We start from the raw sequence: 24,884 nt of genomic DNA on the forward strand, positions 1-24,884 counted from the left end.
GGCTCGAACCCGGTGGGCCGTGCGGGGCTCGAACCCGGTGGGCCGTGCGGGGCTCGAACCCGGTGGGCCGTGCGGGGCTCGAACCCGGTGGGCCGTGCGGGGCTCGAACCCGGTGGAGCCGAGGTTACGGCATACGAACTCTTTGATCATGGCGCAGGGCTGTGACCTGGAGCTTCCTCTGGTGAGTGAGCGTCCTGCGATGCGGCCGCGCGGGCATGTTCGAGGTGCTGCTCCTGGCGCCAGCTGACGATCATGTCGGTGAGCAGCGAGACGAAGGCCTGTCGCTGCTCAGGGGTCATGGCGGTGGTTTTCGGCGCGGTCAGGATGAGCTCGGGTACGGGCGGCCGGCCAGGGCTGTGTCGTTGCGGATCGGGTTCGGCCACATGTCGTTTATATGGCGCTTGGGCCGGGTTGCGGAGCGTTTCGCGAGATCAGAAAGGTGGCACGTTGGTGCGGCAACCGACCTGGCAATGGCCGCAGGTACGGTGCGCCGCGCGTTCGAACGCTTGTTGAGACCAATCTCTGGCCGGGCGGCGTCACGGACGAGACTCCTTTCCGATCCGCGGACGGGAGTGACGTTCCGGCGATCGGGTACAAGTCGGCGATGTTCGAGGGCTTCGTCGATGAGCGCGTTGCGGTTGGGGATGTTGAGCTGCGGGTGCGCCATGCGGGAGTGGGGCCGCCGGTCCTGCTCGTCCATGGCCATCCGCGCACTGGCGCGACCTGGCACCGTGTTGCTCCCCGGCTGGTGGAGGCCGGCTTCCGGGTTGTCTGCCCGGACATGCGCGGCTACGGCGCTTCCAGCAAACCGGCTCTTGTGCCGGACCACTCGCAGCAGTCCAAGCGCGCCGTCGCGCAGGATTTCGTCGCCCTCATGGCTACCCTCGGCCATCCGGTCTTCGCTGTCGCTGGGCACGACCGGGGCTGTTACGTGGCCCTGCGCTTGGCCCTGGATCATCCGCTGTCGGTGCGGCGCCTGGTCGTGATGGACGGTGTGCCGATCAGCGAAGCCCTGGCCCGCTGCGACGCCGGTTTCGCTCGCGACTGGTTCCACTGGTTCTTCTTCGCCCAACCCGGTAAGCCCGAGGCGGCAATCGCCGCCGACCCCGACCTCTGGTATCGCGGCGACCCCGGCGCGATGGGCGCCGAGAACTTCGCCGAGTTTCACGCCGCCACCCGCGATCCGGACACCGTCCGCGCCATGCTCGAGGACTACCGCGCTGGTCTGGGCGTCGACCGAGACCATGAGGAAGCCGACCGGCAAGCCGGCCGCAGGATCGGCTGCCCGACCTTACTGTTGTGGTCGACCCGCGACGACCTCGAACGGCTCTACGGCGACCCGGTCGCGGTGTGGGAGCCGTGGGCGCCGATACTGTCCGGCACGGCGATCGACTCCGGCCACCACATGGCCGAAGAGAATCCGGCCGCCGTGACCGATGCCCTGCGGACGTTCCTATCCTGAAGGGGAGGCTCCGGCACGACGGTCCGTGCAGCCCGCGGGCACGCGGACGATCAGATGTGAGCGACCGACCCGGAATCGACTCGCCAGTTCGACCCGTTGACGAAACTGACCTGATCCGAGCACAGGAACACGATCACCGCAGCGACCTCGTCCGGTTCACCGCGCCGGCCCAGCGTCATGTGCGGCCGTTCCTCGGCCAGGAACGAATCCACCGCCTCGTCGAAGGACGTCCCCTTCTCGGATGCACGCTTGGTCATCATCGCGTCGGTCATCGGCGTGTGGACGAACGCCGGGGAGACACAGTTGACCAGCAGACCCTCGTGCGCGTACGTCTGCGACAGCCCTTTGGCGAAGGCGAGCACCCCCGCCTTGGCCGCGCAGTACGGCAGTTCGTCATCGTAGGGCTGGACCGCGTCCTCGGACGCCAGGTAGACGATGCGCCCCCACCCGCCGCGCCGCAGCCCCGGCAACACGGCCCGAGTCACCCGCACCGGAGCCAGCAGGTCCGTGGTGAGAGTCTCCACCCAGCCGGCGTCGTCGATCTGGTCGAACGTGCCTTGCGCTCCGGTGACGCCGGCCGCGTGCACCAGAATGTCCAGGTCGCCGACCGTCTCCTGCACGCGGCGGCTGAGCTCTTGTGCGGCGGCGTCGGTGTTCAGGTCGGCGGCCACGGCGTACAGCCGGTCGGCCGGCGCGTCCAGGCGGGCGGCGGCCTGGTCGAGTTCTTGTTGGTCCCGGTCCGACAGCACGACCGTGACACCTTCGGCGAGCAGAGCCCTCGCGGTTTCCCACCCGATGCCGGAATCGCCACCGGTCACCAGGGCGGTGCGGCCGTGCAGTCCAAGTTCCACGCCAGCGAACTGCCCCGGCAGAGAAGGTCAAAACCCGGTTTGGCGGGAAGTCGTGCGGGAAGCCGATAACCGACGAGAGAAGCGCGAAATGTGAAGGGACGGCCCGGACGTGGTCAGTTTCGGATATACGTTGATGACCGAACAGAGCGGCCCGAAAGATCTGGTGCGGTACGCCGTTGCGGCCGAGGAGATCGGCTTCGACTTCGAGGTTTCCAGTGATCACTTCTCGCCGTGGCTGACCGAGCAGGGCCACGCCCCGTACGCCTGGTCGGTGCTCGGCGCGGTCGCCCACGCCACCTCCCGGGTCGAGCTGGCCACCTACGTGACCTGCCCGATCCAGCGCTACCACCCAGCCGTGGTGGCGCAGAAGGCGGCGACCCTGCAGGAGCTGTCGGACGGCCGGTTCATTCTCGGGCTGGGCGCCGGCGAGAACCTCAACGAGCACATCACCGGCGAGGGCTGGCCGCCGGTCGCCCAGCGCCAGGACATGCTCGAGGAAGCCGTCACGATCATCCGCGAGTTGCACACCGGCGAACTGGTCACCTGGGAGGGCGACTACTTCCGGGTCGACTCGGCCCGGATCTGGGACGCGCCCGACGGCGGCGTACCGATCGCGCTTGCCGTCTCCGGCGACAAGTCGATCGAACGGTTCGCACCCCTGGGCGACCACCTCATCGCCGTAGAACCGAACGGCGACCTGGTCTCGCAATGGGCCCAGGCCCGCCCGGGCGGGGCGGCCAAGTCGCGGGCCATCGGCCAGATCCCGATCTGCTGGGCACCCGACAAACAGCAGGCCATCGACCTCGCCCACGAACAGTTCCGCTGGTTCGGCGGGGGCTGGGAGGTCAACGCCGACCTGCCCACCCCGGCCGGTTTCCAGGGCGCCAGCCAGTTCGTCCGCAAGGACGACATCGCCGGCTCCATCGCCTGCGGACCCGACCTCGACGAGCTCGCCGAAAGTGTCAAACCGTACTGGGAGGCCGGCTTCACCGACGTGGCGCTGGTCCAGGTCGGCGACGCGCTGCAACAGCGCTTCCTGGACGAGGCGGCCGGTCCGCTGCTGCAGCGGCTCCGCAAGATGGTCTGACCTCGACGGAGAAGGGCCGGGGCTACGGCTTCAGAGCGGCGACAGCCGAGTCGTCGAGGGTAGCCAGCAGTGCGGCGGGATCGTCGTAGACCGCTACCGCACCGGCTTGATCAGTTCGGCGGCCGAGGTGCCGCCGCAGGCCAAGCCGATGCACGGGATGTCGAGCCGGGCCGCCGCCTTCACGTCCGACACGGAGTCACCGACGAATACCGCCGAATGGGAGTCGATGTCGCTCTGGGCCAACGCCGCCTGCAAGATGTCGGGCGCGCGCTTGCTGTGCTCGGCGTCGGACGACGATGTCGCCTGGGCGATCACGTCGTCCGCGTCGATCACCCGCCGCAGCTGCTTGAGTTCCGGCTCCTTGGCCGAGGAAGCGAGCACGACCGCCAGCCCGCGTGCGGCGACCGCCCTGAGCAGGTCGGCTGCTCCCGGCAGAGGCCCCAGTCGCTCCCACCAGGCTGCGTAGAGGGTGTCGTGAGCGGCGGAGATCTGCTGGTCAAGCTCGCGGTCGCGGTGCTCGCCGAGCAGGTGATCGAGCAGATGGTCCGATCCCATGCCGACGGCCCGGTGGATGTCCGCCATCGTCACGTCGGCGTTCTGCTGACGAAACGCCTCCCACCAGGCAACGGTGTGCAGGTATGTGGTGTCGACCAAGGTGCCGTCGACGTCGAAGAGAACGCCTGATTGCATTGCCGTCTCTTACCCGGAATGAGCGCCGTCAGCCGCCGAATTCGTTGACTTTCAGGCTTCGCCCGTCCGGCGCGCGGAGCTCCGCCGGCCTCGGCCATCACGTCTCGGGTTTGGTGTCCGGAGCACAGGGCACGACTGGAGGCGTGAGCAGCGAGGACGCCGAGGCAAGCGCGGCGGTACAGCGGCAGTGGGATGTCATCGTGATCGGCACGGGGTCGGGCGGCAAGGTCGCGGCTCAGGAGTTCGCGCGCCGGGGCCGGTCCGTTCTCGCCGTCGAGGCCCACCGGTTCGGCGGCGAGTGTCCGTACGTCGCCTGTGTTCCGGCCAAGTCGATGCTTGCCGCGGCCCGCGTCGGCCTGTCGTGGCCCGACGCGGTCCGGCAGCGTGACGACATCACGGACAACCGGGACGATGCGGTTGGCCGTAAGTCGCTCGATCATTCCGGTGTCACAACGCTGCGCGGCCGGGCCACGCTTGCCGGGCCGAGCGAGGTCGAGGTCGCGGACGTGGTGCACACCGCGCCGGTGATCGTGGTCGCGACCGGGAGCACGCCCAAGATTCCGCCGCTGCCCGGCCTGGACGGACTCGATTACTGGACCAGTGACGTTGCCCTGAGTGTCCATGACCAGCCGGAGTCGCTGGTCATTCTCGGCGGCGGTGCCGTGGGGTGTGAGCTGGCGCAGGCGTTCGCCCTGCTCGGCACCACCGTGCATCTGGTCGAGATCGCCGACCATCTGCTGCCGGCCGAGGCGTCGTGGGCGGGCGAGGCCCTGGCAGCCCGGCTGAGAGAGGACGGCATCAAGATTTATCTCGGCCAAGAACCGGTGCGAGCCGGGAGGTCGGATGGCGGCTGCATGGTCGAGCTCGCCGACGGCACGGCCGTGCGCGCCGAGCGAGTCCTGGTCGCCGGCGGTCGTGAACCGTGCTTGGAGGGGCTCGGCCTTGATGACGTCACGGTCGACGCCCGCTGCCGGGTTGTGGGTCCGGACGGGACGCCGGTGGGCGGCCTGTATGCGGTCGGCGACGTCACCGGCGTGTCGACGTACACGCACTCGGCGAACTACCAGGCCAAGATCGCCGCCGCCGATGCCAGCGGCCAGGGCCGCGACGCGAACTACTCGGCCGTCCCTCGTGTCGTCTACACCGATCCGGCGGTATTCGCCGTGGGCGAATCCACCGCCGACGGCCCTCACACCCGTACGGCCCATATCGCGCTCGACGACGTCGAGCGCGCCTTGATCTTGCGTCACGCCTGCCCACCCGGCAGGAACGCCCGGTACAAGGCGGCGTCGAGCTGATCATCGACACCGGCCGGGACGTGCTGGTCGGCGCCACCTGCGTCGGCCCGGACGCCGACTCGTGGGGCGCCGAACTCGCCCTCGCCATCCGGGCCCAGGTGCCGCTGCCGGTTCTGCGCGATCACCTGCGCGCCTTCCCGACCTGGTCCGAAGCCATCACCGCCGCACTCGACTGAAAGGCAAGTGCCATGTCCGACCCCCTGAGCGGCCGCACAGTCGCATTCTTGATGAGCAACTCCGGCGTGGAACAGGCCGAACTGGTCAAGCCCCGCGACGGCGTCACCCACGCCGGCGCGACGGTCGTCTTACTGGCCCCTGAGAAGGGGACCATTCAGGCGTTCAACCACGACGTGGAGAAGGCCGACACCTTCCAGGCCGACAAAGCGGTCAAGGACACCGACCCGGACGCCTACGACCTGCTCGTGCTGCCCGGCGGCACCACCAACCCGGACCAGCTGCGCCTCGACACCGACGCCGTTGATTTCGTCCGCCAGTTCGTCGCCACCGGCAAACCGGTCGCCGCGATCTGCCACGGCCCATGGACCCTCGTCGAGGCCGGAGTCGTCGAGGGCAAAACGCTGACCAGCTGGCCGAGTCTGCGCACAGACATCACCAACGCTGGCGGCGACTGGCGCGACGAAGAAGTGTTCGTCTGCCCGATGAACGGCTGGAGGTTGATCACCAGCCGCAAGCCCGACGACCTTCCCGCGTTTACGAAGGCAATCGTCGATACGCTCAGCAGCTGATCACCCCGGCTCGTCGCCCCGAGCAGGGGTTCCAGGGGCGATACTCTGGCTGCTGGTATTGGCTGCCAGGAGCTGGGAGTGCGGAGGCGCGGGCATGACGGCTGTGTCACCTCGTCCGAACCCGTTGATCCCCTTGCTGGACGGCGACCTGCGGGCGTTGTTCGGGCAGTCGACGGCGGTGTTCGCCTCCCTGAGCGGGTCGGCACATGTGGTGGAGGCGGCCAACCCCGCGTTCTTCGCCGCGATCGGCGGCCCCGAGCGGACCCGTACCGGAGAGGCCTTGGCCGAGTTGATGCCCGAGCTTGAGGAACAGGGCATCATCGGCCTACTCGACGATGTATTTCGTTCGGGGCGTCCGTACACCGCTCGCGACGCCCGAGTGGTGCTCGGGACAGGCCCGGCGGCCCGGGAGGCGTTCTTCGATTTCACGTACGAGCCGCGGCGTGACCCCACCGGGGCCGTGGCCGGAATCCGGGTAATCGGGGTCGAGACCACCCAGAGCAAGCACGCCCAGCTGCTGATGGCCGAACAACGGGCGCTGCTGGAACAGATCGTCCGCCAGGCCCCGCTGGCCGAGATCCTGGACGGCATGGCCCGCGCGATCGAAGCCCTCGCGCCCGACCAGGTGCTGGTCTCGGTGCTGCTGGCCGACCGCGACGGCACCCACCTGCGACACGGGGCTGCGCCGAGCTTGCCCGCCTTCTACAACGAGGCGATCGACGGCATCGCGACCGGCGAAGGGATCGGCTCGTGCGGCACCGCCGCACACCGGCGGCAGACCGTCACCGTGTCCGATATCGCGACCGACCCGCTCTGGGTCGACTTCCGCGAGCTGGCCGCCCGGGCCGGGCTGGCCGCGTGCTGGTCGACACCGCTGATCGGCCGGGACGGGGCCGTGCTGGACACGTTCGCGATGTATCACCGCACGCCGCGCAGCCCGCGAGACAACGACCTCGCGCTGGCCCGGGTCTTCGCCGACACCGCGGTGCTGGCCATCGAACGGCACCGTATCGAAGAGGCGAAGGCGGCCGCGGAAGCCGATCTGTCGTTCCTGTTGACGGCGAGTACCGAGCTCGGCGCCGACCTCGATTATCTGCAGACCCTGCAGCGGCTGGCGACGGCGTGCAGTCCGGTGCTCGCGCCGCTGGCGATCGTCGACATCGTCGACGGCCCGAAAATCCGACGCGTGGCAACCGCCGCACCCACAGCGCGGGAAGAAGACCTACTCGCCGGGCACCTTCCCGACTTCGACGGCCCCGACAGCCACGTCAGCCACGTCAGCCACGTCCTGGCGTCGTCGGCCGTGGAGACCGGCGACCAGATTCCCGCCGACCGGGGTCCCTGGCGGCAACTCGGTGTCACCGCCTACCTGTGCGTGCCGCTGCTCGACCGCGGTCAGGCCTTCGGGGTGCTCACCCTGCTGACCACCGGGGACCGGCCGTTCGACCGGCACACGATAGCGCTCACCGAGGACCTCGCCCGCCGCGCCGCCCTAGCCGTACACAACTCCCGCCAGTACACCGAACGCGCGGCTATGGCCCGCGACCTGCAAGCCGGCCTGCTGCCCCCGCAGCTGCCCCCGATCCCGAGGCTCGACGTCGCCGCGCACTACCGGCCAGCCGGTGAAGGGCTCGACGTCGGCGGCGACTTCTACGACCTGTTCCCCCTGGCCGACAACCAATGGGCGTTCATTCTCGGCGACGTCTGCGGCCGGGGCGCGCTCGCTGCTGCCACCACCGCCACGGTCCGGCACACCGCGCGAGCCGTCGCGCCGCTGCTCCCGAAACCCGACATGGTCGTCCGTGCCATCAACAGGGCACTTCTCGACCGGCCCAACGCCCAGCTGGCCGGCTTCGTGACCCTGGTCTACGGCCGGCTCCAGCCGACAACAGCCGGCATCGACATCGAACTCGTACGAGCGGGTCACACCCTGCCGCTGCTACTCGACCGGCAGCACACCGTGCGCCCCATCGACGCCGCCGGCGCGCTGCTGGGTGTCACCGGCACCACCCCGCCCACGACGCGTTCCCTGCGATTGAGGCCGGGCGAAAGCCTGGTCCTGTATACCGATGGTCTGACCGAGGTCCGCAATCGCGACGGCGAGCAGTTCGGCGACCGTCGCCTGGTCGAGGTCCTCGAAGGGATGCGGCCTAGCCGGGGCGCGGCGGAGATTGTCGACCGGTTGACGGCGTCGGTCCGCGACTTCGCGCGAGGCAAACCCGCCGACGATGATCAGGCCCTCCTCGTTCTGACCGCCACCGCCGACTAGCTCGGTTCAGGCCGCCGGATAGGAGGCCTCCTGCAAAAGGCGCGCGAGGTGGGCGGTGTTGGCCGCGAGGGTCTTAGTGGTCGTGCCGGTGGTGTCCGGTTTCGGGCCGGCGTCTTTGTAGTCCACCTTTTGCATGGCCTCGCCAACCCAATACGTGGCCGCCGCGGCCGGGACGGTGAAACCGACGTCGTTGAGAGCCTGGAACACCTCGGCGGTGACGTGGTGGGCGCCGTCCTCGTTGCCGACCACCGCGACCGCGGCGACCTTGCCGTAGGTCAGCGGCCGGCCCTGCTCGTCGGTCTCCGCGAGTTCGGCGTCGAGCCGTTCGAGGACCATCTTGCAGACGCTGGACGGCTGGCCCATCCAGATCGGGGTGGCGATGACCAGGATCTGCGCGTCGAGCAGCTTGGCCCGGATCGCCGGCCAACCATCACCGTCGCCCTCATCGGTCGAGACCCCGAACCGTACGCCGTGATCGACCACCCGCACGATCTCGCCGTCGACGTCGTGGTCGGCCAGCGCGGTCAGGACTTCCCGGCCGAGCAGCTCGGAGCTCGACGACGCCGGTGAGGCCTTCAGCGAGCAGCCCAGGACGAGGGCGCGCAGAGTAGTCATGGCCAGATCATCTTCCCCGTCCCGCCGACTCCAAACCAGCAGGTCGCAGGCATGACGACGCGATTGACGGGTAGCCCAGAAAACATGAAGGCCATTGTTTACCGAGGTCCGCGCCAGGTCGCCGTCGAGGAGCGTCCGGACCCGAAGATCGAGCAGCCGGGTGACGCGATCGTGCGGATCACCACCACCAACATCTGCGGCTCCGACCTGCACATGTACGAGGGCCGCACCTCGGTCGAGGAAGGCAAGATCCTCGGCCACGAGAACATGGGCATCGTCGAGGCGGTCGGCCCCGGGATCAGCCGGATCAAGGTCGGCGACCGGGTCTCGGTGCCGTTCAACATCGCCTGCGGCACCTGCCGCAACTGCATCGGCGGCTGGACCAGCTTCTGCCTGCGGACCAACCCGACCGAGGGCATGGACGGCGCCGCCTACGGCTACGCCAACATGGGCCCGTACGACGGTGGCCAGGCCGAATACCTGCGCGTCCCGTACGCCGACTTCAACCTGCTCGAACTGCCGCCGGGCACCGAGCACGAGAACGACTTCACCATGCTGTCCGACATCTTCCCGACCGGCTGGCACGGCACCGAACTGGCCCGCATGCAGCCCGGTGACCGGGTGGTCGTCTACGGCGCCGGCCCGGTCGGCCTGCTCGCCGCCCACTCGGCGATGATCCGGGGCGCCTCGCAGGTGTTCGTGGTCGACAAGGAGAAGGACCGGCTCGACCTGGCCGGCAAGATCGGCGCCACCGCGGTCGACTTCAGCAGAGGCGACCCGGTCGAGCAGGTCCTGGACGCCACCGGCGGGCGCGGCGCCGACTGCGGCGTCGAGGCGGTCGGCTACCAGGCCCACGACCCGTCCGGCGACGAACACCCGGAACTGGTGCTCGACAACCTGGTCAAGTCGGTCCGCTCGACCGGCGGCATCGGCGTGGTCGGGGTGTACGTGCCCGAGGACCCAGGGGCCGGCAGCGACGCGGCCAAGGAGGGCCGGATCGGGTTCGACTACGGCACCTTCTTCGCCAAGGGCCAGCACATGGGCACCGGGCAGGCGCCGGTGATGCGCTACAACCGGCACCTGCGTGACCTGATCATCGGCGGCCGGGCCCAGCCGTCGTTCCTGGTCTCCCACGAACTGCCGCTGAGCGAGGCGGTCGAGGGCTACGACCGGTTCGACAAGCGGGAAGCAGGCTGGACCAAGGTGCTGCTGCGCCCCTCCGAGAGCGCCTGATTCGACGACCGGCTTCGTTTGGGTGCCCCGGCGCCGGGGCACCCAGCCAAAAGTTCAACGGAGAGCGTTTTCGCAGCTTTTGGGGGCACGATGCGGGTCCGGAAGAAGCCCTGGGACGTCGATCGTCTGGTCGGCAACGTGCGGACGGGGCACTTCGAGCGCAGCCTGTCCGCGCTGACCGCGGCCGGTGCCCTGGTCACCGCGGCGGAGATCTACTTCGAGCACGACTCGGCCAGCTTCGGCAACAAGATGATGTGGGTGCCGGTCGCCCTCGGCCCGGTCGGCGCGGCGGCCGGCGTCGCCGGCTTCTTCAGCCGCCGGATGGCCAAGACCGCGCTGCCGATCGCGTCCGCCGCGATCGTCGCCAACGGCCTGCAGGGCACTTATCTGCACGCCCGGGGCATCGCGCAGAAGCCGGGCGGGTGGCGCAACGCCCGTTACAACATGGAGATGGGGCCGCCTCTGCTGGCCCCGCTGCTGGTGACGATGGTCGGTGGGATGGGTCTGCTGGCGGCGGTGCTACGTCGTGAGCGCTGACCGTTTCCCCGGGTTCGACGTGCTGAGTCAGCGTAAGCACTGGGATCCGGTCACCGCTGGCGTGGTACTCGAGCGGATCAGCAACGTCCGGGATTTCCGGTTCTTCACCCCCGACGAGCAGGCGATCGCGACCGTTCTGTGTGACCGCCTGCTGGGTCAGGACGGCGACGACCGGATCCCGGTCGCGGCGATGATCGATGCCCGGCTGGCCGAGGAGCAGACCGACGGCTGGCGTTACGCCGACATGCCGGAGGACGGCCAGGCCTGGCGCGACACCTTGGCCGCGCTGCGCGAGGACGGGTTCGCCGACGCCACCGAGAAGGAACAGGACGCGCAGATCCAAGCCGTGCAGGACGCCGACGACAAGTGGCACGGCCTGCCCGCGGCCCGGGTCTGGAGCCTATGGACCCGGTATGCCTGCACCGCCTTCTATGCCCACCCGGACGCCTGGACCGAGATCGGCTTCTCGGGACCGGCCTATCCGCGCGGCTACAAGAACGCCGGCGTGGACCGCCGGGAGCCGTTCGAGGTCCGCGACCACCAGCCCGGCGAGGACCCCGTGCGATGAGCAAAGTACGCGAACGCAACGAGTCGGCGTGGCTGCTCCCGAACGACGGCACCCGCACCAACCACGGGCTGCGGCGCGACATGCGCCGGTTCGACGACACCGACGAGATCGACCTGGTGGTCGTCGGCTGCGGCGCCGGCGGATCGGTGCTGACCCAGCGGCTGGCCCGCGAAGGCTGGAGCGTGGTGGCGCTGGACGCCGGCCCGTTCTGGGACCCGGACCGCGACTGGGTCAGCGACGAGGCCGACTCGCACCGGTTGTACTGGACCGAACCGCGGGTGATCGACGGCGCCGACCCGGTGCCGCTGGGCTCCAACAACTCCGGCCGCGGCGTCGGCGGGTCGATGGTGCACTACGCCGGCTACACCCCACGGTTCCACCCGAGCGACTTCGAGACCTTCACCCGCGACGGCGTCGGCGCCGACTGGCCACTGTCCTATCCGGACCTGAAGGACTACTACGCGGCGATCGAGGAGGAGCTGCCGGTCGCCGGGGAGGCGTGGCCGTGGGGCGATCCGCACATATACCCGCACCGGCCGCACCCGGTCGGCGGCAACGGCGAGATCTTCCTGCGCGGCGCCGAGAAGGCCGGGATCACCGCCAAGGTCGGGCCGGTGGCGATCGTCAACGGCCGCTTCGGCAACCGGCCGCACTGCATCTACCGCGGTTTCTGCCTGCAGGGCTGCAAGGTCAACGCCAAGGCGTCACCGCTGATCACCCATATCCCGGACGCGCTGGCGCACGGCGCCGAGGTGCGGCCCGACTCGATGGTCACCAGGATCGAGGTGGATGAGCGGACCGGTCTCGCGACCGGCGTTCATTACGTACGGGACGGGATCAGCCGTTTCCAGCGGGCCCGGATGGTGGCCGTGGCCGGGTACTCGATCGAGACGCCGCGGCTGCTGCTCAACTCCGCCTCGAAGCGGTTCCCGGACGGGCTGTGCAACGACTTCGACCAGGTCGGCCGCTACCTGATGGTGCAGGGCGCGCCGCAGACCGCGGGTCGGTTCGATGCCGAGGTGCGGATGTACAAGTCGCCGCCACCGGAGGTCAGCTCGGAGCAGTTTTACGAGACCGACCCGAGCCGACCGTACAAACGAGGGTTTTCGATCCAGACCGTCTCGCCGCTGCCGATCACCTGGGCCGAACACGTCGCCGCCCAGGGGCATTGGGGCGGCAAGCTGCGCGAATACATGAGCGACTACGTGCACTGGTCGTGCCTCGGCGCGCTCTGCGAGTTCCTGCCCGAGCCGGACAACCGCGTCACCCTGGCCGACGAGAAGGACCGCCATGGCCTGCCGGTGGCCAAGTTCTCCTACACCAAGGGCGACAACGACAAGCAGCTGATGAAGGCCGCCCAGGCCGTCATGGAAGACATCCTGCACGCGGCCGGCGCCGACGAGGTCATCACCATCGACCGATACGCGCATCTGGTCGGCGGAGCGCGGATGGCCGCCGACGAGCGGCACGGCGTGGTCGACGCCGAGTGCCGCACGTTCGCCGTACCCAATCTGTTCATTACCGACGGCAGCGTGCTGCCGACCCAGGGCAGCGCCAACCCCGCCCTGACCATCATGGCCGTCGCGGCCCGCGCCGCGGACAGACTGAAGGGAAGCACCCGATGAGCAAGCCCACCGTCGGCGACCACATCCTCGAACGCCTGCGCGAGTGGGGTGTGGACAAGGTCTTCGCCTACCCCGGCGACGGCATCAACGGCATCCTCGCCGCCTGGGGCCGGGCCGAGGACCAGCCGCAGTTCGTGCAGGCCCGGCACGAGGAGATGGCCGCGTTCGAGGCGGTCGGCTACGCCAAGTTCACCGGGAAGGTCGGCGTCTGTATGGCGACCTCCGGTCCGGGCGCGATCCACCTGCTCAACGGCCTGTACGACGCGAAGCTCGACCACGTGCCGGTGGTGGCGATCGTCGGGCAGACGGCTCGCTCGGCGATGGGCGGTTCCTACCAGCAGGAGGTCGACCTGCTGAGCCTGTTCAAGGACGTGGCCAGCGAGTACGTACAGATGGTGACCGTGCCCGAGCAGCTGCCGGGGGTGCTGGACCGGGCGATCCGGACCGCGCTCGCCTCGCGGGCGCCGACGGCCATCATCATCCCGTCCGACGTGCAGGAGCTCGAGTACTCGGCGCCGACGCATGAGTTCAAGATGGTGCCGTCCAGCCTCGGCATCGACTGGCCGTCGGTCGTCCCCGACGACGCCGCTCTTCATCGCGCAGCCGACATCCTCAACGCCGGTGAGAAGGTCGCGATCCTGGTCGGCGGCGGTGCGCGCAACGCCCGCGCCGAGCTCGAGCAGGTCGCCGAGCTGCTCGGCGCCGGGGTGGCGAAAGCGTTGCTGGGCAAGGACGTGCTCTCCGACGAGTTGCCGTATGTGACCGGGTCGATCGGGCTGCTCGGCACCCGGCCCAGCTACGAGATGATGACGGACTGCGACACGCTGCTGACCATCGGCTCGAACTTCCCGTACACCCAGTTCCTGCCCGCGTTCGGCCAGGCCCGGGCGGTGCAGATCGACATCGACGGTCGGTACATCGGCATGCGGTACCCGTACGAGGTCAACCTGGTCGCCGACGCGACCGCGACCCTCCGGGCCCTGATTCCCCTGCTGCGCCGCAAGGAGGACCGGTCCTGGCGGGAGAAGATCGAGTCCAACGTGGCCCGGTGGTGGGAGGTGATGGCGGCCGAGGCGATGGTCGACGCCGACCCGATCAACCCGATGCGGTTGTTCCACGAGGCCTCACTGCAGCTGCCGGACGACGCGATCGTCGCCGCCGACTCCGGGTCGGCCGCCAACTGGTACGCCCGCCACCTGCGCTTCCGCGGCCAGATGCGCGGCTCGCTGTCCGGCAACCTCGCCACGATGGGACCGGCCGTCCCGTACGGGATCGGGGCGAAGTTCGGGTGTCCCGACCGGCCGGTGATCGTGTTCGAGGGCGACGGGGCCATGCAGATGAACGGCCTCGCCGAGCTGATCACGATCAAGCACTACTGGCAGCAATGGGCCGACCCGCGGCTGATCGTCGCGGTGCTGCACAACAACGACCTCAACCAGGTCACCTGGGAGATGCGGGCCATGCAGGGCGCGCCCTCGTTCGCCCCCTCGCAGACCCTGCCCGACGTCGACTACGCCGCCTTCGCCACCTCGCTCGGTCTCAACGGCGTCACCGTCGACAAACCCGACCAGCTCGCCACCGCCTGGCAGCAGGCCCTCGCCGCCGACCGGCCGACCGTCCTCGACGTCTACACCGACCCGGACGTGCCGCCGATCCCGCCCCACTCCACCTTCGAGCAGATGAAGGACGCCGCCAGCGCGCTGATCAAGGGCGACAGCAGCCGCTGGGGCATCATCCGCGAGGGCGCCAAGACCAAGATCCAGGAGTTCCTGCCCCACAATGATTAGCTCCGTCGACGTCAGCGTCTACACGGTGCCGACCGACGCGCCCGAGGGTGACGGCACGCTCGCCTGGGACTCCACGACGATGGTGCTCGTGCGGGTCCACGCCGGCGAGGCGGTCGGCACCGGCTGGACGTACGGGTCGGCCGCCAGCGCGACCCTGATCCGCGACACCCTCGCCGGCCTGGTCACCGGACGCGACCCGATGGACATCGGCGGCACCTGGCAGGCGATGGTCCGCGCGGTTCGCAACGACCCCCGCCAGGGCGTCGCCGGCTACGCGATCTCGGCCGTCGACGCCGCCCTCTGGGACCTCAAGGCGCGCCTGCTCGGCCTGCCGCTGCACCGCCTGCTCGGCGCCGTCCGCGACGACGTGCCCGTCTACGGCAGCGGCGGCTTCACCACGTACTCCCACTCTCAACTCGAGGCCCAACTCGCCGACTGGCTCGACCACGGCTTCTCCTCGATAAAGATCAAAATCGGAGAATCCTTCGGTACGCGGGTGGACCGCGACCTCGAAAGAATGACCGCCACCCGGCACCTGATCGGTGACGACATCGAGCTGTTCGTCGACGCCAACGGCGGCTACCAGCGCAAACAGGCCATCCGCGTGATGCGGGCGGCCCGCGACCTCGACATCACCTGGTTCGAAGAACCGGTCTCCTCCGACGACCTCGAAGGACTGCGGGAGGTCCGCGACGCGGTCGACGCCGACGTCACCGCGGGCGAATACGGCTACGACCTGGCCTACTTCGCCCGCATGTGCGCGGCCGGCGCCGTCGACTGCCTGCAGGCCGACGTCTCCCGCTGCGGCGGCATCACCGAGTGGCTGCGGGTCGCCGCCGTGGCCGCCGCCCACAACCTGCAGATCTCCGGCCACTGCGGCCCCCACCTGCACGCCCACGTCGCCGCCGCCACGCCGAACCTGCGCCACATCGAATGGTTCCACGACCACACCCGCATCGAGACGCTGTTCTTCGACGGGGTTTTAAAGCCGGCCGGCGGGATCGTGCGCCTCGACGACACCGCGCCCGGCCACGGCCTGACCCTGCGCGAACCTGACGCCGCGCGTTTTCTCCAGGGCTGACCTGGGAATTCTTTCCGTGTTGACCACACCCACCCGAGGAGGCAAGCATGCCGGCCGGATCCAGCCCGAAACGCGAACGTCAGTACGAGCACATCAAGGACGGCGCCGAGAAGCGCGGCACCTCGACCAAACGGGCCAAGGAGATCGCCGCCCGCACGGTGAACAAGGAACGGGCCCGTTCTGGCGAATCGAGGACCGCGAGCCGATCCTCCACCCACGACGTCTCCTCCAGCCACCGCGGCGGCAAACGCTCCCACACCGGCTCGCAAGGGCGCACCAAGGAACAGCTCTACAACGAGGCCAAGAAGCGCAACATCAAAGGCCGCTCGTCGATGAGCAAGTCCGAGCTGGAGAAAGCCCTCGCTCGTTGACCACGACGTCGTTTACTGCCGGGCGGGTTGCGGTAGTCATAGGCCAAGCGAGCTCACCGTTTGGATCACAGCCGTGCCCCGGTGCTGGACGCGGTGGCCGACTACCACCGCCAGGGCCGATACGGGTTCACCCCGCCCGGGCATCGGCAGGGCCGCGGCGCCGATCCCCGGGCCCGCGAAATTCTCGGCGCTGAATCTTTCCGTGCTGATCTGCTGGCCTCGGGTGGCCTGGACGATCGCTCGTCGTCGAATGGCTACCTCAGTGACGCCGAGAAGCTGATGGCTGACGCTGTCGGATCCGATCAGGCGTTCTTCTCCACCGCCGGAAGTTCCCTGTCGGTCAAGGCGGCCATGCTGGCCGTCGCCGGTGGCCGGGGACAGTTGCTGATCAGCCGCGACGCCCACAAGTCAATCGTCGCGGGGCTGATCTTCAGCGGTGTCGAGCCGCGCTGGGTCGACGTCCGCTACGACCAGCGGCTGCATCTGGCCCATCCGCCGTCGCCGCGCGAACTCGACGAGGCCTGGGATCGCCATCCCGAGGCGGCCGGCGCGCTGATCGTGAGTCCCACCCCGTACGGGACCTGCGCCGACATCGCCGCCCTGGCCGAGATCTGCCACCGCCGGGGTAAGCCGCTGATCATCGACGAGGCGTGGGGTGCACACCTGCCGTTCCACGACGACCTGCCGACCTGGGCCATGGACGCCGGCGCCGACATCTGCGTGGTCAGCGTCCACAAGATGGGCGCCGGCTTCGAGCAAGGATCGGTGCTGCACTCCCGAGGCGACCTGATCGACGCCGCCCACCTCGCCCAATGCGCCGACCTGCTCATGACGACCAGCCCCAACAGCATCGTGTACGCCGGGCTCGACGCGTGGCGCCGGCAGATGGTCGAACACGGCACGCAGCTGCTGAGCGACGCGCTCGCGCTGGCCGGGGACATCCGCGCCCGCCTCAGCAAAACCGGCGGCCTGCACGTGCTGCACGACGAACTGCTGCACCAGGAGGCCAGCCATGACCTCGACCCGCTGCAAGTTCTCGTCGACGTCAGCGAGCTCGGCATCACCGGCTACCAGGCAGCCGACTGGCTGCGCGAGAACTGCCTGATCGACGTCGGCCTGTCCGACCACCGCCGCATCCTGGCCACCCTGTCCATGGCCGACGACTCACCAACGGCCGACCGGCTCCTGGACGCCGCACAGCACCTCGCCGCCGCCGCGCCCAACCTGCCCCGGGCCCGCCCGGTCGACCTGCCGGCGCCGTCGAGCTTCGAGGTCGAGCCGGTCCTCACCCCTCGAGACGCGTTCTTCGGCCCCACCCGGGCGATTCCGATCGCGCAGGCCGCCGGCCGGGTCTGCGCCGAGCAGATCACCCCGTACCCGCCGGGCATCCCCGCCCTGATCCCGGGCGAGCGCATCTCGCCCGAACTCATCGACTACCTGCGCAGCGGGCTCGCCGCCGGCATGGTCCTGCCCGACCCGGCCGACCCGACACTCGACACCATCCGCGTCGTGGACCTATGACACGTCCGCGGACCTAAGACAAATCCGGCCGGCCGCCGGCCTGAGTCACCGTCGCTGCGGCCGCCGCAGTGGCGAGATGGGCGGCCTGCTCGTACGGAAGTTTCCGCAGCAGCGCGGCCGTCAGGGCCGCGGTGAACGCGTCTCCGCCGCCGGTGGTATCGACGACCTTGTCCCCGGTCACCGGCATCTCCAACCGGCCGCCCGCCCAGAGGAACAGGTTCGCATCGCCCTTGGCCACCGCCAGCAGCGACGGCCCCCGCTCGAGAACGCTCTCATCCAGACCCTGGGCCTCGCGCTCATCGGCCCGGACCACGTCGGCGAACCCGAGCAGCGCTCGTCGGTGACCTCACCGTCGAGCACGACCAACCGGCCGGCCTCATGGCCGATCCGGGGGGCGGCCGGCGCCAGAGCATCTCGCGCCGCAGCATCCGAGATGCCTCTCGACCGGCGTGGCGGCGCGCCCGATCGACCGCGGGCTCCGTGCTCACGGGCCGGCGTGGGTGATGTAGAGCAGGGCGGTGTCGTCGTTGTGCCGGCCGTCGTTCTGCTGGACGGCGGCCAGCAGGGCGTCGATGTAGGCGACCGGGTCGCCGATGGTGGCCAGCCGGGTGGCGAGCTCGATGAACCTGTCCTCGCCGAGGCGGGTGCCGTCGGCTGCGAAGCCTTCGAACGCGCCGTCGGTGTAGAGCAGCAGCCCGGCGCCCGGGGGCACGGCGATCGTGGTCTCGTGCCAGCGGCCACGGCCGGGGAACATGCCCAGGCTCAGACCGCCCCGCACGTCGACCGGCTGCGCGCCGTCCCGGGTGACGATCAACGGGGGTGGGTGCCCGGCGCTGGTGACCACGACCTGGCCGCGCTGGGGGTCGAGGCGGGCGCCCAGGACGGTGGCGAACATGCCGTCGTGCGGGCGTTCGGCGACCAGCACGTCCTCGAGCAGGCGCATCCGCTCGGTCTTGGGTACTCCGGCCAGGGTCAGGGTGCGCCAGCCGACACGTAGCGCGACGCCCATCGCGGCCTCGTCGGGGCCGCTGCCGCAGACGTCGCCGATCACCGCGTGGACCGCGCCGTCGGCGGTCTGTACGACGTCGTAGAAGTCACCCCCGAGCAGGGCCCGTTGCCGGCCGGGTACGTACCGGCTGACCAGCCGGACGGCCGGGTCGGCCAGGATCGGTTTGGGCAGCAGCCCGCGCTGTAGCCGGACGTTCTCGTTGGCCAGCAGCCGGCTGTCGCGTAGGCCTTGCTCGGCGTTCTGTGCGCGTTTGCGGTGGATGGCGTACCGGATGGTGCGACCGAGGACCGTATCGTCGATCTGCCCCTTGACCAGGTAATCCTGGGCGCCGGCGGCGACCGCCGTCGTAGCCGTTGCGGCGTCGTCGAGGCCGGTGAGTACCAGCACTGCGGTCTGCGGCCACCGGTCGAGGACCTGCTGCAACGCGCCCAGGCCGTGCCCGTCCGGCAGGTGCAGGTCGAGCAGAACAACATCCGGGACGAGCTCGGATCTGAGCGCCTGAGTCAAGGTCGGCGCCACGTCGAGGCGGGCGGCACGGTCGCTGTCCGTCAGATATTCGCGAACGAGCAGAGCGTCGCCCGGGTCGTCCTCGATCAGCAGCAGCGTGTAGCCGGCCGACAACTGGTCGGCGCCGTCGGCGTGCCGCGTCGGCACGACACCGCCGTGCGTCCGTGCGGGGGAACGGCGGTCGACACCGGTCATCGGCGCCCCGGTCGCGGGCCGGCTGCGGCATGCCCGATCAGCGTGAACCCACCCATCGTCCTCACCAATCCTCACCGACCAGGCCAGTATGCCGCAGCCAGGTGGCATCGCTCCAGGCTGCGTCGCCGAGTCGAGACCGTCCGTTCCGGATGAACGACAGCGCCAGGCGGCAAGGCGGTGTGACCGGTGCCCTTCACCGATCCGGGAATGAGGACGGATGAGGGAAGGCTCTCGTTGCTGGGGCCCTGGCCGGGCTATGCGGAGCCCGGGCCGTCAAGCGCCTGCAGGACCGCCCAGGTGACTGCGCCGTAGATCAGGTGCGGGACGACGTCGCTGAGCCAGTCGGTTGACGACCACGTCCGGGGGTCGCTCACGCGCAGCGCCGCCATCGAACCGTCGGTGGCCGCCATCGCGCCCAGCCCGGTCAGCGCCGCACCGACCGGGAACGAGAGCCGCAGGCCGGTGCGGCGCAGCAGGCCCGCTACGGCGCCGATCCCGACGCCGGTGACTATCCCGGACAGGCTGCCCAGCCCGGCAACCCGGTTCTGGTGCTGATCGCCGTCGCCGGGGATCGAGGCGGGAAGCCGCTGCTCGATGGCCTCGACGGTCTGCTGCGGGGTGTCGCTGGCCGGCCGCGCCCGGGCCGTCATGTCGGTATAGGTGGCCGCGTTCAGTGCGGTCGTGCCTGCCGCCCCGGCCGCCATGCCGTGAAGGATTGATCTCATGGCCATGAGCATTCCCATTCCCGATCAGATGTCACCGGCGTGATCCTCCTGACCGGTAGGTCAGGCGTCGACGATGTCGATGTGGCGGCGCAGCTTCGCGAGGGCCTTGATGAGCAGGCGGGAGACGTGCATCTGGGAGATACCGACCTGTTCGGCGATCTCGGTCTGGGTCAGGTTGCCGTAGAACCGCAGGCTAATGATCTTCTGTTCGCGCTCGTCCAGCCCGGCCAGCGCCGGACCGAGCGCCACCCGCATCTCGGCCAGCTCGAACCCGGCGTCCTCGCCACCGATCGTGTCGCCCAGACTCGTCGTGCCGTCCTCACTGATCGGGGTGTCCAAGCTGGCCGAGCTGTAGGCGCGGGCACCTTCAAGGCCTTCGAGGACCTCTTCCTCGCTGATCTTCAGATGCGCGGCGATATCGGCCACAGTCGGGGGCCGGCCCAGCGAGTGGGTCAGCGTGTTGTTAGCGGCCGTGATCTCCAGCCGTAGTTCCTGCAGACGACGCGGCACCCGCACCGACCAGGTCCGGTCCCGGAAATGGCGTTTGACCTCGCCCGCGATGGTCGGGATGGCGAACCCGGCGAAGTCGATACCCCGATCGGCGTCGAACCGGTCGACGGCCTTGATCAAGCCGACCATCGCAACCTGCTGCAGATCATCCAGCGGCTCACCCCGGCCGGCGTACCGGCGGGCGAGATGGTGGGCCAGCGGCTGCCACGCCTCGATCGCCCTGTCCCGCAGCCCGGCTTTCGAGGGATGCCCGGCCGGCAGGGCGGCCATCGTGTTCATGAGTTCGCTGGCCACATCCGGGGTCGCGGCCGAGTCCAGGACAGTGGCCTCGGGCGACGCATCGGTGGCAACGGCGACGGCGGTCATGAGACTCCCTGCATTCGGTGCCGGCACGAGAGCGGACAGGAGGTGTTCTCACATCCGCGTGGTAACCCGGTCCGACACGCCACCAGGAAACCGTGGGACCAGGCGTTCCCCGATCTCGACGCCGCCAAACCACCCCGAGCAGCGGAGGATGCAGCAGGCCCGCTGCCACCGTTGATCATGCTGCTCACCCCTTATGCGGGCAAAACCGGTGCCAGGGGGTTTGGCCGGTCAGCCGGTTCGACCGGGGCCCACGGCGCGGCGGTGTTGTCGCTGTCTCCGTACGGCGTCGACAAGGGCGGGGCACTGAGGTGATCCAAGCGGGTCAGCGAGCCAGCGCGAAGGCTGCCCATACTCCTTTGCCGCCCGCGGCGGTCGGATACCAGCCGACATTCTCAGCCAGGCGCTCAGTCAAAACGAGGCCGAGACCGCCCTCGCCGGGCGCCCGCTCGACGACCGCGGGCACGCTGTGAGAATCACCGTCGAGGACGTCGACGACCAGACGGTTCTGCGAACGTTGCAGCACCACGACCGTCGGCGGATGCCCGTGGCGCAGCGCGTTGCCGGCCAGCTCGGTGGCGACGATAGCGATCCGCTCGGCAAGATCCACACGGTCGGCCACCTCGATCTCATCAAGGTCCGCGTGATGTAGGACGGCATCCTGCAACCCCGCCCGCAAGAGCTGCAGCTGCGGGGCCTGGGCCACTGTCCACCGTGCCAATTCCTCATCGCTGGCCGGCGGGCGCCGCACTCCCCACTCGCTCATGACTGAGTATCTGCCCACAACGCAGCCGCCCACGCCGAATTCCGGCGCCGCGTTCATGACCCGTCCGAGTCGCGCACCGCAGCTCCGGGACTCAGGCGGTGTCACACAGCCCACCGCTCCCGGTCAATCAACCGGACCATAACCTCGACCGCATCAATACACGAGCAGCCCCCAGCAGGACTGACCTCGGCATGCCGACCCTGCCCACGTAGGCGGTCGATGAGGCCCGTGAGACACGAACCCCTCTTCTGGCAACACGCCGGAGCAAGAGCTACGGCGGGTAAAGAGCGTCGGTGGCCAGCGCGCACGATCGGCGGCAAATCCGGACATCCTCTGTCTGCCTACGGGCCCTGGACCTCGACCTCGACCTCGACCTCGACCTCGTAGATGATCTCCAGACCGTCAGTCCGCCCGGACCCCTGCGCGTGCGCCGCAGCGGCCGGGTGCAACACCCGTGCACTCGCGTTTCCGCAGGTCACTGCCTTGCTTATGGGCATCACAAAATGGACATTCTTCGCGAATGCCGTACGGTGGGCCGTGCGGGGCTCGAACCCGGTGGGCCGTGCGGGGCTCGAACCCGGTGGGCCGTGCGGGGCTCGAACCCGGTGGGCCGTGCGGGGCTCGAACCCGGTGGGCCGTGCGGGGCTCGAACCCGGTGGGCCGTGCGGGGCTCGGAAAGCCTTGCCGTCGCGACGAAACCCGTGCCCGACCGCAGATAGGCAACCACGGCGGTACGCGCGTCGATCGGCACGCTGTCATCAATGAAGTCATGGAGGTCCCGTAAAGCGTCCGGTGTGGAAGCGTCACGCCAATACCCGATGGCGCGAAGGGTTTGTAGATTGTTGTTCCTGCGTTTTCGGGCATCCACGCCAGTGACCACCTTTCGATCTTGCCGCGGCGGTTCGTGTGTAGCCGCCCCTGGTGGCGAGGTGAATTCCTACGAGGATGCGGTCGCTCGCGCGGGGTTGTTCCGGTGTCTGTTGGCCGGCGTGCCGGATTGATGTTCGGTGGTGTGGATGCCACCGGAACGGGTGACCCTGTGCCGGTTGGTGGTCGGCCACGATGGGCTGATGGGGAAGCGGCTTACGTATGTGGATGCGGTCCGGCTTCTCGGCGGCGCAGGTTCGGGGGTGGCGGTGGCCGATCTGGCGCTGGGCGGGGCGTTGTTGGCGGGTACCGCGGCTGGTGTGCCCGGGGTGTTGGGTCTGTTCGGTGCCAAGAGTGAGTTGATCCGGGTGGGTCGTGTCCTCGTTGGCGGTCTGGGTGACCGGGTGCGGGGGTCGGGTCGGCTGGATCGCACCGCCCGGCTTCATGCGGCGCACGCGGTGATCGTGGTGACCGCGTACTTCGAGGCGTTCGATCTGGTGGATGCCGACCTGACCCGCGAGGATCAGCTACGTCTTGCCGGCGCCGGCGCCGGCGCTGGGGAGGGAGCCGGGGGATGGATCGGTGACCTGCTCGCGGTGGAGGTGCCGACGCCGGCTCCGGAGGCGCCGTACGAGGTGCTGCTGCGCCAGTTGAACGGCTGGTACGCGGATCTTTCCCGCCGGTTCGCCGCTTTCCTGGCTGGTCTGGCAGTGTGGGACTCGCTGGACGACGGTGCCCGCGCCCGGGTGGCGGAGGGGTTGCTGGAGCGTGTGCCGGGCGCGGCGGTCCGCCGCTACGAGGTCCTGCAGCGGAGGCTGGCCGCTGAGGTGATCGAGTTCCGGCTCTGGACCCGTGCTGTGGACGATCAGGCAACCCGCGATGGCGTCCGCGCGGTGACGCGGGGTCTGCAGGATTTGGAGGTGCTGCTGCGCGAGGCTGTCTCTACCCGCGAGCCGGAACGGCACCGGGCTGCGCTGATCGCCTGGCATCGTGCCGAGTTGGAGGAGCCGGTGCTCGCCGATGAGGGCCTGCAGCACGGTGTGCGGATGCCGGCGCTCGGCGAGATCTACATTGACCCGGTCTTTCGGGCGCGCCCCGGCGGTCCCGGTGATCTGCCGTCCGCCGAGGAATGGTGGGCCGATCCGGAGGTGCGCGACGACCTGCCCTCGTTCCTGGCCGGCTATCTGACCAGTGCGGGTGCGACAGTCGCCCCGCTTCTGGTGCTCGGCCAGCCCGGGGCGGGCAAGTCGGCGCTGACCCGGGTGATCGCGGCGCGCCTCCCGGCGGCTGATTTCGTGCCGGTCCGGGTGCCGCTGCGCGAGGTGCCCGCCGATGCCGCCCTGCAGGATCAGATCGAGCATGCGTTGCGCGCGGCAACCGGGCAGGTGATCACCTGGCCCGCCTTGGTCACCGGTGACGAGGGAGGGGCGCTTCCGGTCCTGCTGCTGGACGGCTTCGACGAACTCCTGCAGGCGACCGGCGTCAGCCGCTCGGACTTCCTGGAACAGATTGCCGCGTTCCAACGCAGGGAGGCGGTCCAGCGCCGCCCGGTGGCGGTGATCGTCACCAGCAGGATCGCCGTGGCCGACCGGGCCCGGTTACCGCCGGACAGCACCGTTCTGCGGCTTGAGCCGTTCACCCCTGCCCAGGTGGCCCGCTGGTTGAGTGTCTGGAGTGACGCCAATACGGCCATCCTGGCCGGGCACGGCCTCACCGTCCTGCCCGCCGAGGTGGCGAACACGTTCCCGGATCTCGCTGGGCAGCCACTGCTGCTGCTCATGCTGGCTCTGTACGACGCGGAGGCCAACGAGGTGCAGGCGATGGGTGAAGAACGTCTCGATGCCGCAAACCTCTACGAGCGCCTGCTTCGCAGCTACGCGGCGCGGGAGGTGCGCAAGAGCACCGATGACGCCACCGAGGCCCTGGTGGAGAGCGAGCTGCAGCGCCTGTCGGTGGCGGCCTTCGCCATGTTCAACCGGGGACAGCAATGGGTCACCGCACCCGAGCTGGACGCTGACCTGACCGCCCTCGGGATCGGGCCGGACCGTCCTGCAGTGGCCGGTTTCCGGGCGCCGCTGACCCCGGGACAGGAACTGCTCGGGCGGTTCTTCTTCATCCAGGACGCGGGGACGGTAAGCGGCTGCAAACGTACGAGTTCCTGCACGCCACTTTCGGTGAGTTCCTGATCGCCCGGCTCGCTT

25 protein-coding genes are annotated in these 24,884 nt (G+C 69.5%); 15 read left to right on the forward strand and 10 right to left on the reverse strand.

Going from position 1 to position 24,884, the window contains the following annotated elements; all coding sequences use genetic code 11:
* Window positions 1-146: 146 nt before the first annotated feature.
* A complete protein-coding gene (locus IEY73_RS26425) occupies window positions 147-383 on the reverse strand; it encodes a hypothetical protein (RefSeq protein ID WP_189082032.1) in 237 nt (78 codons plus the stop codon).
* A gap of 221 nt (window positions 384-604) precedes the next feature.
* On the opposite strand from IEY73_RS26425, the gene IEY73_RS26430 reads away from it, so the two are divergent.
* Window positions 605-1,462, forward strand: coding sequence for an alpha/beta fold hydrolase (locus tag IEY73_RS26430; RefSeq protein ID WP_189082033.1), 858 nt, complete (start codon window positions 605-607; stop codon window positions 1,460-1,462).
* A gap of 50 nt (window positions 1,463-1,512) precedes the next feature.
* Here the strand turns inward: IEY73_RS26430 and IEY73_RS26435 are convergent, their stop codons facing one another.
* Complete coding sequence (locus tag IEY73_RS26435) at window positions 1,513-2,313, reverse strand: SDR family NAD(P)-dependent oxidoreductase (RefSeq protein ID WP_189082034.1); 801 nt, start codon at window positions 2,311-2,313, stop codon at window positions 1,513-1,515.
* Between the two features lie 109 nt (window positions 2,314-2,422).
* Between IEY73_RS26435 and IEY73_RS26440 the strand changes: the two genes are divergently transcribed.
* Window positions 2,423-3,400, forward strand: a complete 978-nt coding sequence (locus IEY73_RS26440; protein ID WP_189082035.1) for a TIGR03557 family F420-dependent LLM class oxidoreductase — start codon at window positions 2,423-2,425, stop codon at window positions 3,398-3,400.
* Between the two features lie 93 nt (window positions 3,401-3,493).
* Here IEY73_RS26440 and IEY73_RS26445 read toward each other — a convergent pair whose 3' ends face one another.
* Window positions 3,494-4,090 (reverse strand): HAD family hydrolase, encoded by a 597-nt coding sequence (locus tag IEY73_RS26445; protein WP_229716176.1) that lies wholly within the window; start codon window positions 4,088-4,090, stop codon window positions 3,494-3,496.
* 143 nt (window positions 4,091-4,233) lie between these two features.
* Between IEY73_RS26445 and IEY73_RS26450 the strand changes: the two genes are divergently transcribed.
* From IEY73_RS26450 to IEY73_RS26465, 4 genes are all read left to right on the forward strand, one after another.
* Window positions 4,234-5,388: a dihydrolipoyl dehydrogenase family protein gene (locus tag IEY73_RS26450; protein ID WP_189082036.1), complete on the forward strand. Its 1,155-nt coding sequence runs from the start codon at window positions 4,234-4,236 to the stop codon at window positions 5,386-5,388.
* A 20-nt stretch (window positions 5,389-5,408) separates the two neighbouring features.
* Window positions 5,409-5,564 carry a hypothetical protein gene (locus tag IEY73_RS26455; protein WP_189082037.1) on the forward strand — a complete coding sequence of 52 codons (156 nt, stop codon included), beginning with the start codon at window positions 5,409-5,411 and terminating at the stop codon, window positions 5,562-5,564.
* Window positions 5,565-5,576: 12 nt separating this feature from the next.
* The gene (locus tag IEY73_RS26460) at window positions 5,577-6,134 is read left to right on the forward strand and encodes a type 1 glutamine amidotransferase domain-containing protein (RefSeq protein ID WP_189082038.1); all 558 of its coding nucleotides are present in this window, start codon (window positions 5,577-5,579) and stop codon (window positions 6,132-6,134) included.
* Window positions 6,135-6,228: 94 nt separating this feature from the next.
* Window positions 6,229-8,403, forward strand: a complete 2,175-nt coding sequence (locus IEY73_RS26465; RefSeq protein ID WP_189082039.1) for a SpoIIE family protein phosphatase — start codon at window positions 6,229-6,231, stop codon at window positions 8,401-8,403.
* Window positions 8,404-8,409: 6 nt separating this feature from the next.
* Here the strand turns inward: IEY73_RS26465 and IEY73_RS26470 are convergent, their stop codons facing one another.
* Window positions 8,410-9,018, reverse strand: a complete 609-nt coding sequence (locus tag IEY73_RS26470) for a flavodoxin family protein (protein ID WP_189082040.1) — start codon at window positions 9,016-9,018, stop codon at window positions 8,410-8,412.
* Window positions 9,019-9,102: 84 nt separating this feature from the next.
* On the opposite strand from IEY73_RS26470, the gene IEY73_RS26475 reads away from it, so the two are divergent.
* From IEY73_RS26475 to IEY73_RS26510, 8 genes are all read left to right on the forward strand, one after another.
* On the forward strand, window positions 9,103-10,251 hold the full coding sequence (locus IEY73_RS26475; RefSeq protein ID WP_189082041.1) for a glutathione-independent formaldehyde dehydrogenase: 1,149 nt from the start codon (window positions 9,103-9,105) through the stop codon (window positions 10,249-10,251).
* A gap of 90 nt (window positions 10,252-10,341) precedes the next feature.
* The gene (locus IEY73_RS26480; RefSeq protein ID WP_189082042.1) at window positions 10,342-10,788 is read left to right on the forward strand and encodes a hypothetical protein; all 447 of its coding nucleotides are present in this window, start codon (window positions 10,342-10,344) and stop codon (window positions 10,786-10,788) included.
* A complete protein-coding gene (locus IEY73_RS26485) occupies window positions 10,778-11,356 on the forward strand; it encodes a gluconate 2-dehydrogenase subunit 3 family protein (protein WP_229716177.1) in 579 nt (192 codons plus the stop codon). Before IEY73_RS26480 ends, IEY73_RS26485 begins: the two co-directional genes overlap by 11 nt.
* A complete protein-coding gene (locus tag IEY73_RS26490) occupies window positions 11,353-12,981 on the forward strand; it encodes a GMC family oxidoreductase (RefSeq protein WP_189082044.1) in 1,629 nt (542 codons plus the stop codon). The genes IEY73_RS26485 and IEY73_RS26490 overlap by 4 nt, the downstream gene beginning before the upstream one ends.
* Window positions 12,978-14,768: a thiamine pyrophosphate-requiring protein gene (locus tag IEY73_RS26495; RefSeq protein ID WP_189082045.1), complete on the forward strand. Its 1,791-nt coding sequence runs from the start codon at window positions 12,978-12,980 to the stop codon at window positions 14,766-14,768. The genes IEY73_RS26490 and IEY73_RS26495 overlap by 4 nt, the downstream gene beginning before the upstream one ends.
* Window positions 14,761-15,849 carry an enolase C-terminal domain-like protein gene (locus tag IEY73_RS26500; protein ID WP_189082046.1) on the forward strand — a complete coding sequence of 363 codons (1,089 nt, stop codon included), beginning with the start codon at window positions 14,761-14,763 and terminating at the stop codon, window positions 15,847-15,849. Before IEY73_RS26495 ends, IEY73_RS26500 begins: the two co-directional genes overlap by 8 nt.
* A 47-nt stretch (window positions 15,850-15,896) precedes the next feature.
* A complete protein-coding gene (locus IEY73_RS26505) occupies window positions 15,897-16,220 on the forward strand; it encodes a plasmid stabilization protein (protein WP_189082047.1) in 324 nt (107 codons plus the stop codon).
* Window positions 16,221-16,280: 60 nt separating this feature from the next.
* On the forward strand, window positions 16,281-17,741 hold the full coding sequence (locus IEY73_RS26510; RefSeq protein ID WP_189082048.1) for an aminotransferase class I/II-fold pyridoxal phosphate-dependent enzyme: 1,461 nt from the start codon (window positions 16,281-16,283) through the stop codon (window positions 17,739-17,741).
* A gap of 13 nt (window positions 17,742-17,754) precedes the next feature.
* On the opposite strand, the gene IEY73_RS26515 is transcribed toward IEY73_RS26510, so the two are convergent.
* From IEY73_RS26515 to IEY73_RS26540, 6 genes are all read right to left on the reverse strand, one after another.
* Window positions 17,755-18,054, reverse strand: a complete 300-nt coding sequence (locus IEY73_RS26515; RefSeq protein ID WP_189082049.1) for a PfkB family carbohydrate kinase — start codon at window positions 18,052-18,054, stop codon at window positions 17,755-17,757.
* A 171-nt stretch (window positions 18,055-18,225) separates the two neighbouring features.
* Window positions 18,226-19,452, reverse strand: coding sequence for a PP2C family protein-serine/threonine phosphatase (locus IEY73_RS26520; protein ID WP_189082050.1), 1,227 nt, complete (start codon window positions 19,450-19,452; stop codon window positions 18,226-18,228).
* Window positions 19,453-19,706: 254 nt separating this feature from the next.
* Window positions 19,707-20,177, reverse strand: coding sequence for a hypothetical protein (locus IEY73_RS26525; RefSeq protein ID WP_229716178.1), 471 nt, complete (start codon window positions 20,175-20,177; stop codon window positions 19,707-19,709).
* A 60-nt stretch (window positions 20,178-20,237) separates the two neighbouring features.
* Window positions 20,238-21,053 carry a SigB/SigF/SigG family RNA polymerase sigma factor gene (locus tag IEY73_RS26530; protein WP_189082052.1) on the reverse strand — a complete coding sequence of 272 codons (816 nt, stop codon included), beginning with the start codon at window positions 21,051-21,053 and terminating at the stop codon, window positions 20,238-20,240.
* Window positions 21,054-21,375: 322 nt separating this feature from the next.
* Window positions 21,376-21,816, reverse strand: a complete 441-nt coding sequence (locus IEY73_RS26535) for an ATP-binding protein (protein ID WP_229716179.1) — start codon at window positions 21,814-21,816, stop codon at window positions 21,376-21,378.
* A 341-nt stretch (window positions 21,817-22,157) separates the two neighbouring features.
* Window positions 22,158-22,295, reverse strand: coding sequence for a hypothetical protein (locus tag IEY73_RS26540; RefSeq protein WP_189082053.1), 138 nt, complete (start codon window positions 22,293-22,295; stop codon window positions 22,158-22,160).
* Window positions 22,296-22,886: 591 nt separating this feature from the next.
* On the opposite strand from IEY73_RS26540, the gene IEY73_RS26545 reads away from it, so the two are divergent.
* A complete protein-coding gene (locus IEY73_RS26545; protein WP_189082054.1) occupies window positions 22,887-24,869 on the forward strand; it encodes an NACHT domain-containing protein in 1,983 nt (660 codons plus the stop codon).
* Window positions 24,870-24,884: the final 15 nt, after the last annotated feature.

The organism is Mangrovihabitans endophyticus (assembly GCF_014646155.1).
GTDB lineage: Bacteria > Actinomycetota > Actinomycetes > Mycobacteriales > Micromonosporaceae > Actinoplanes > Actinoplanes endophyticus.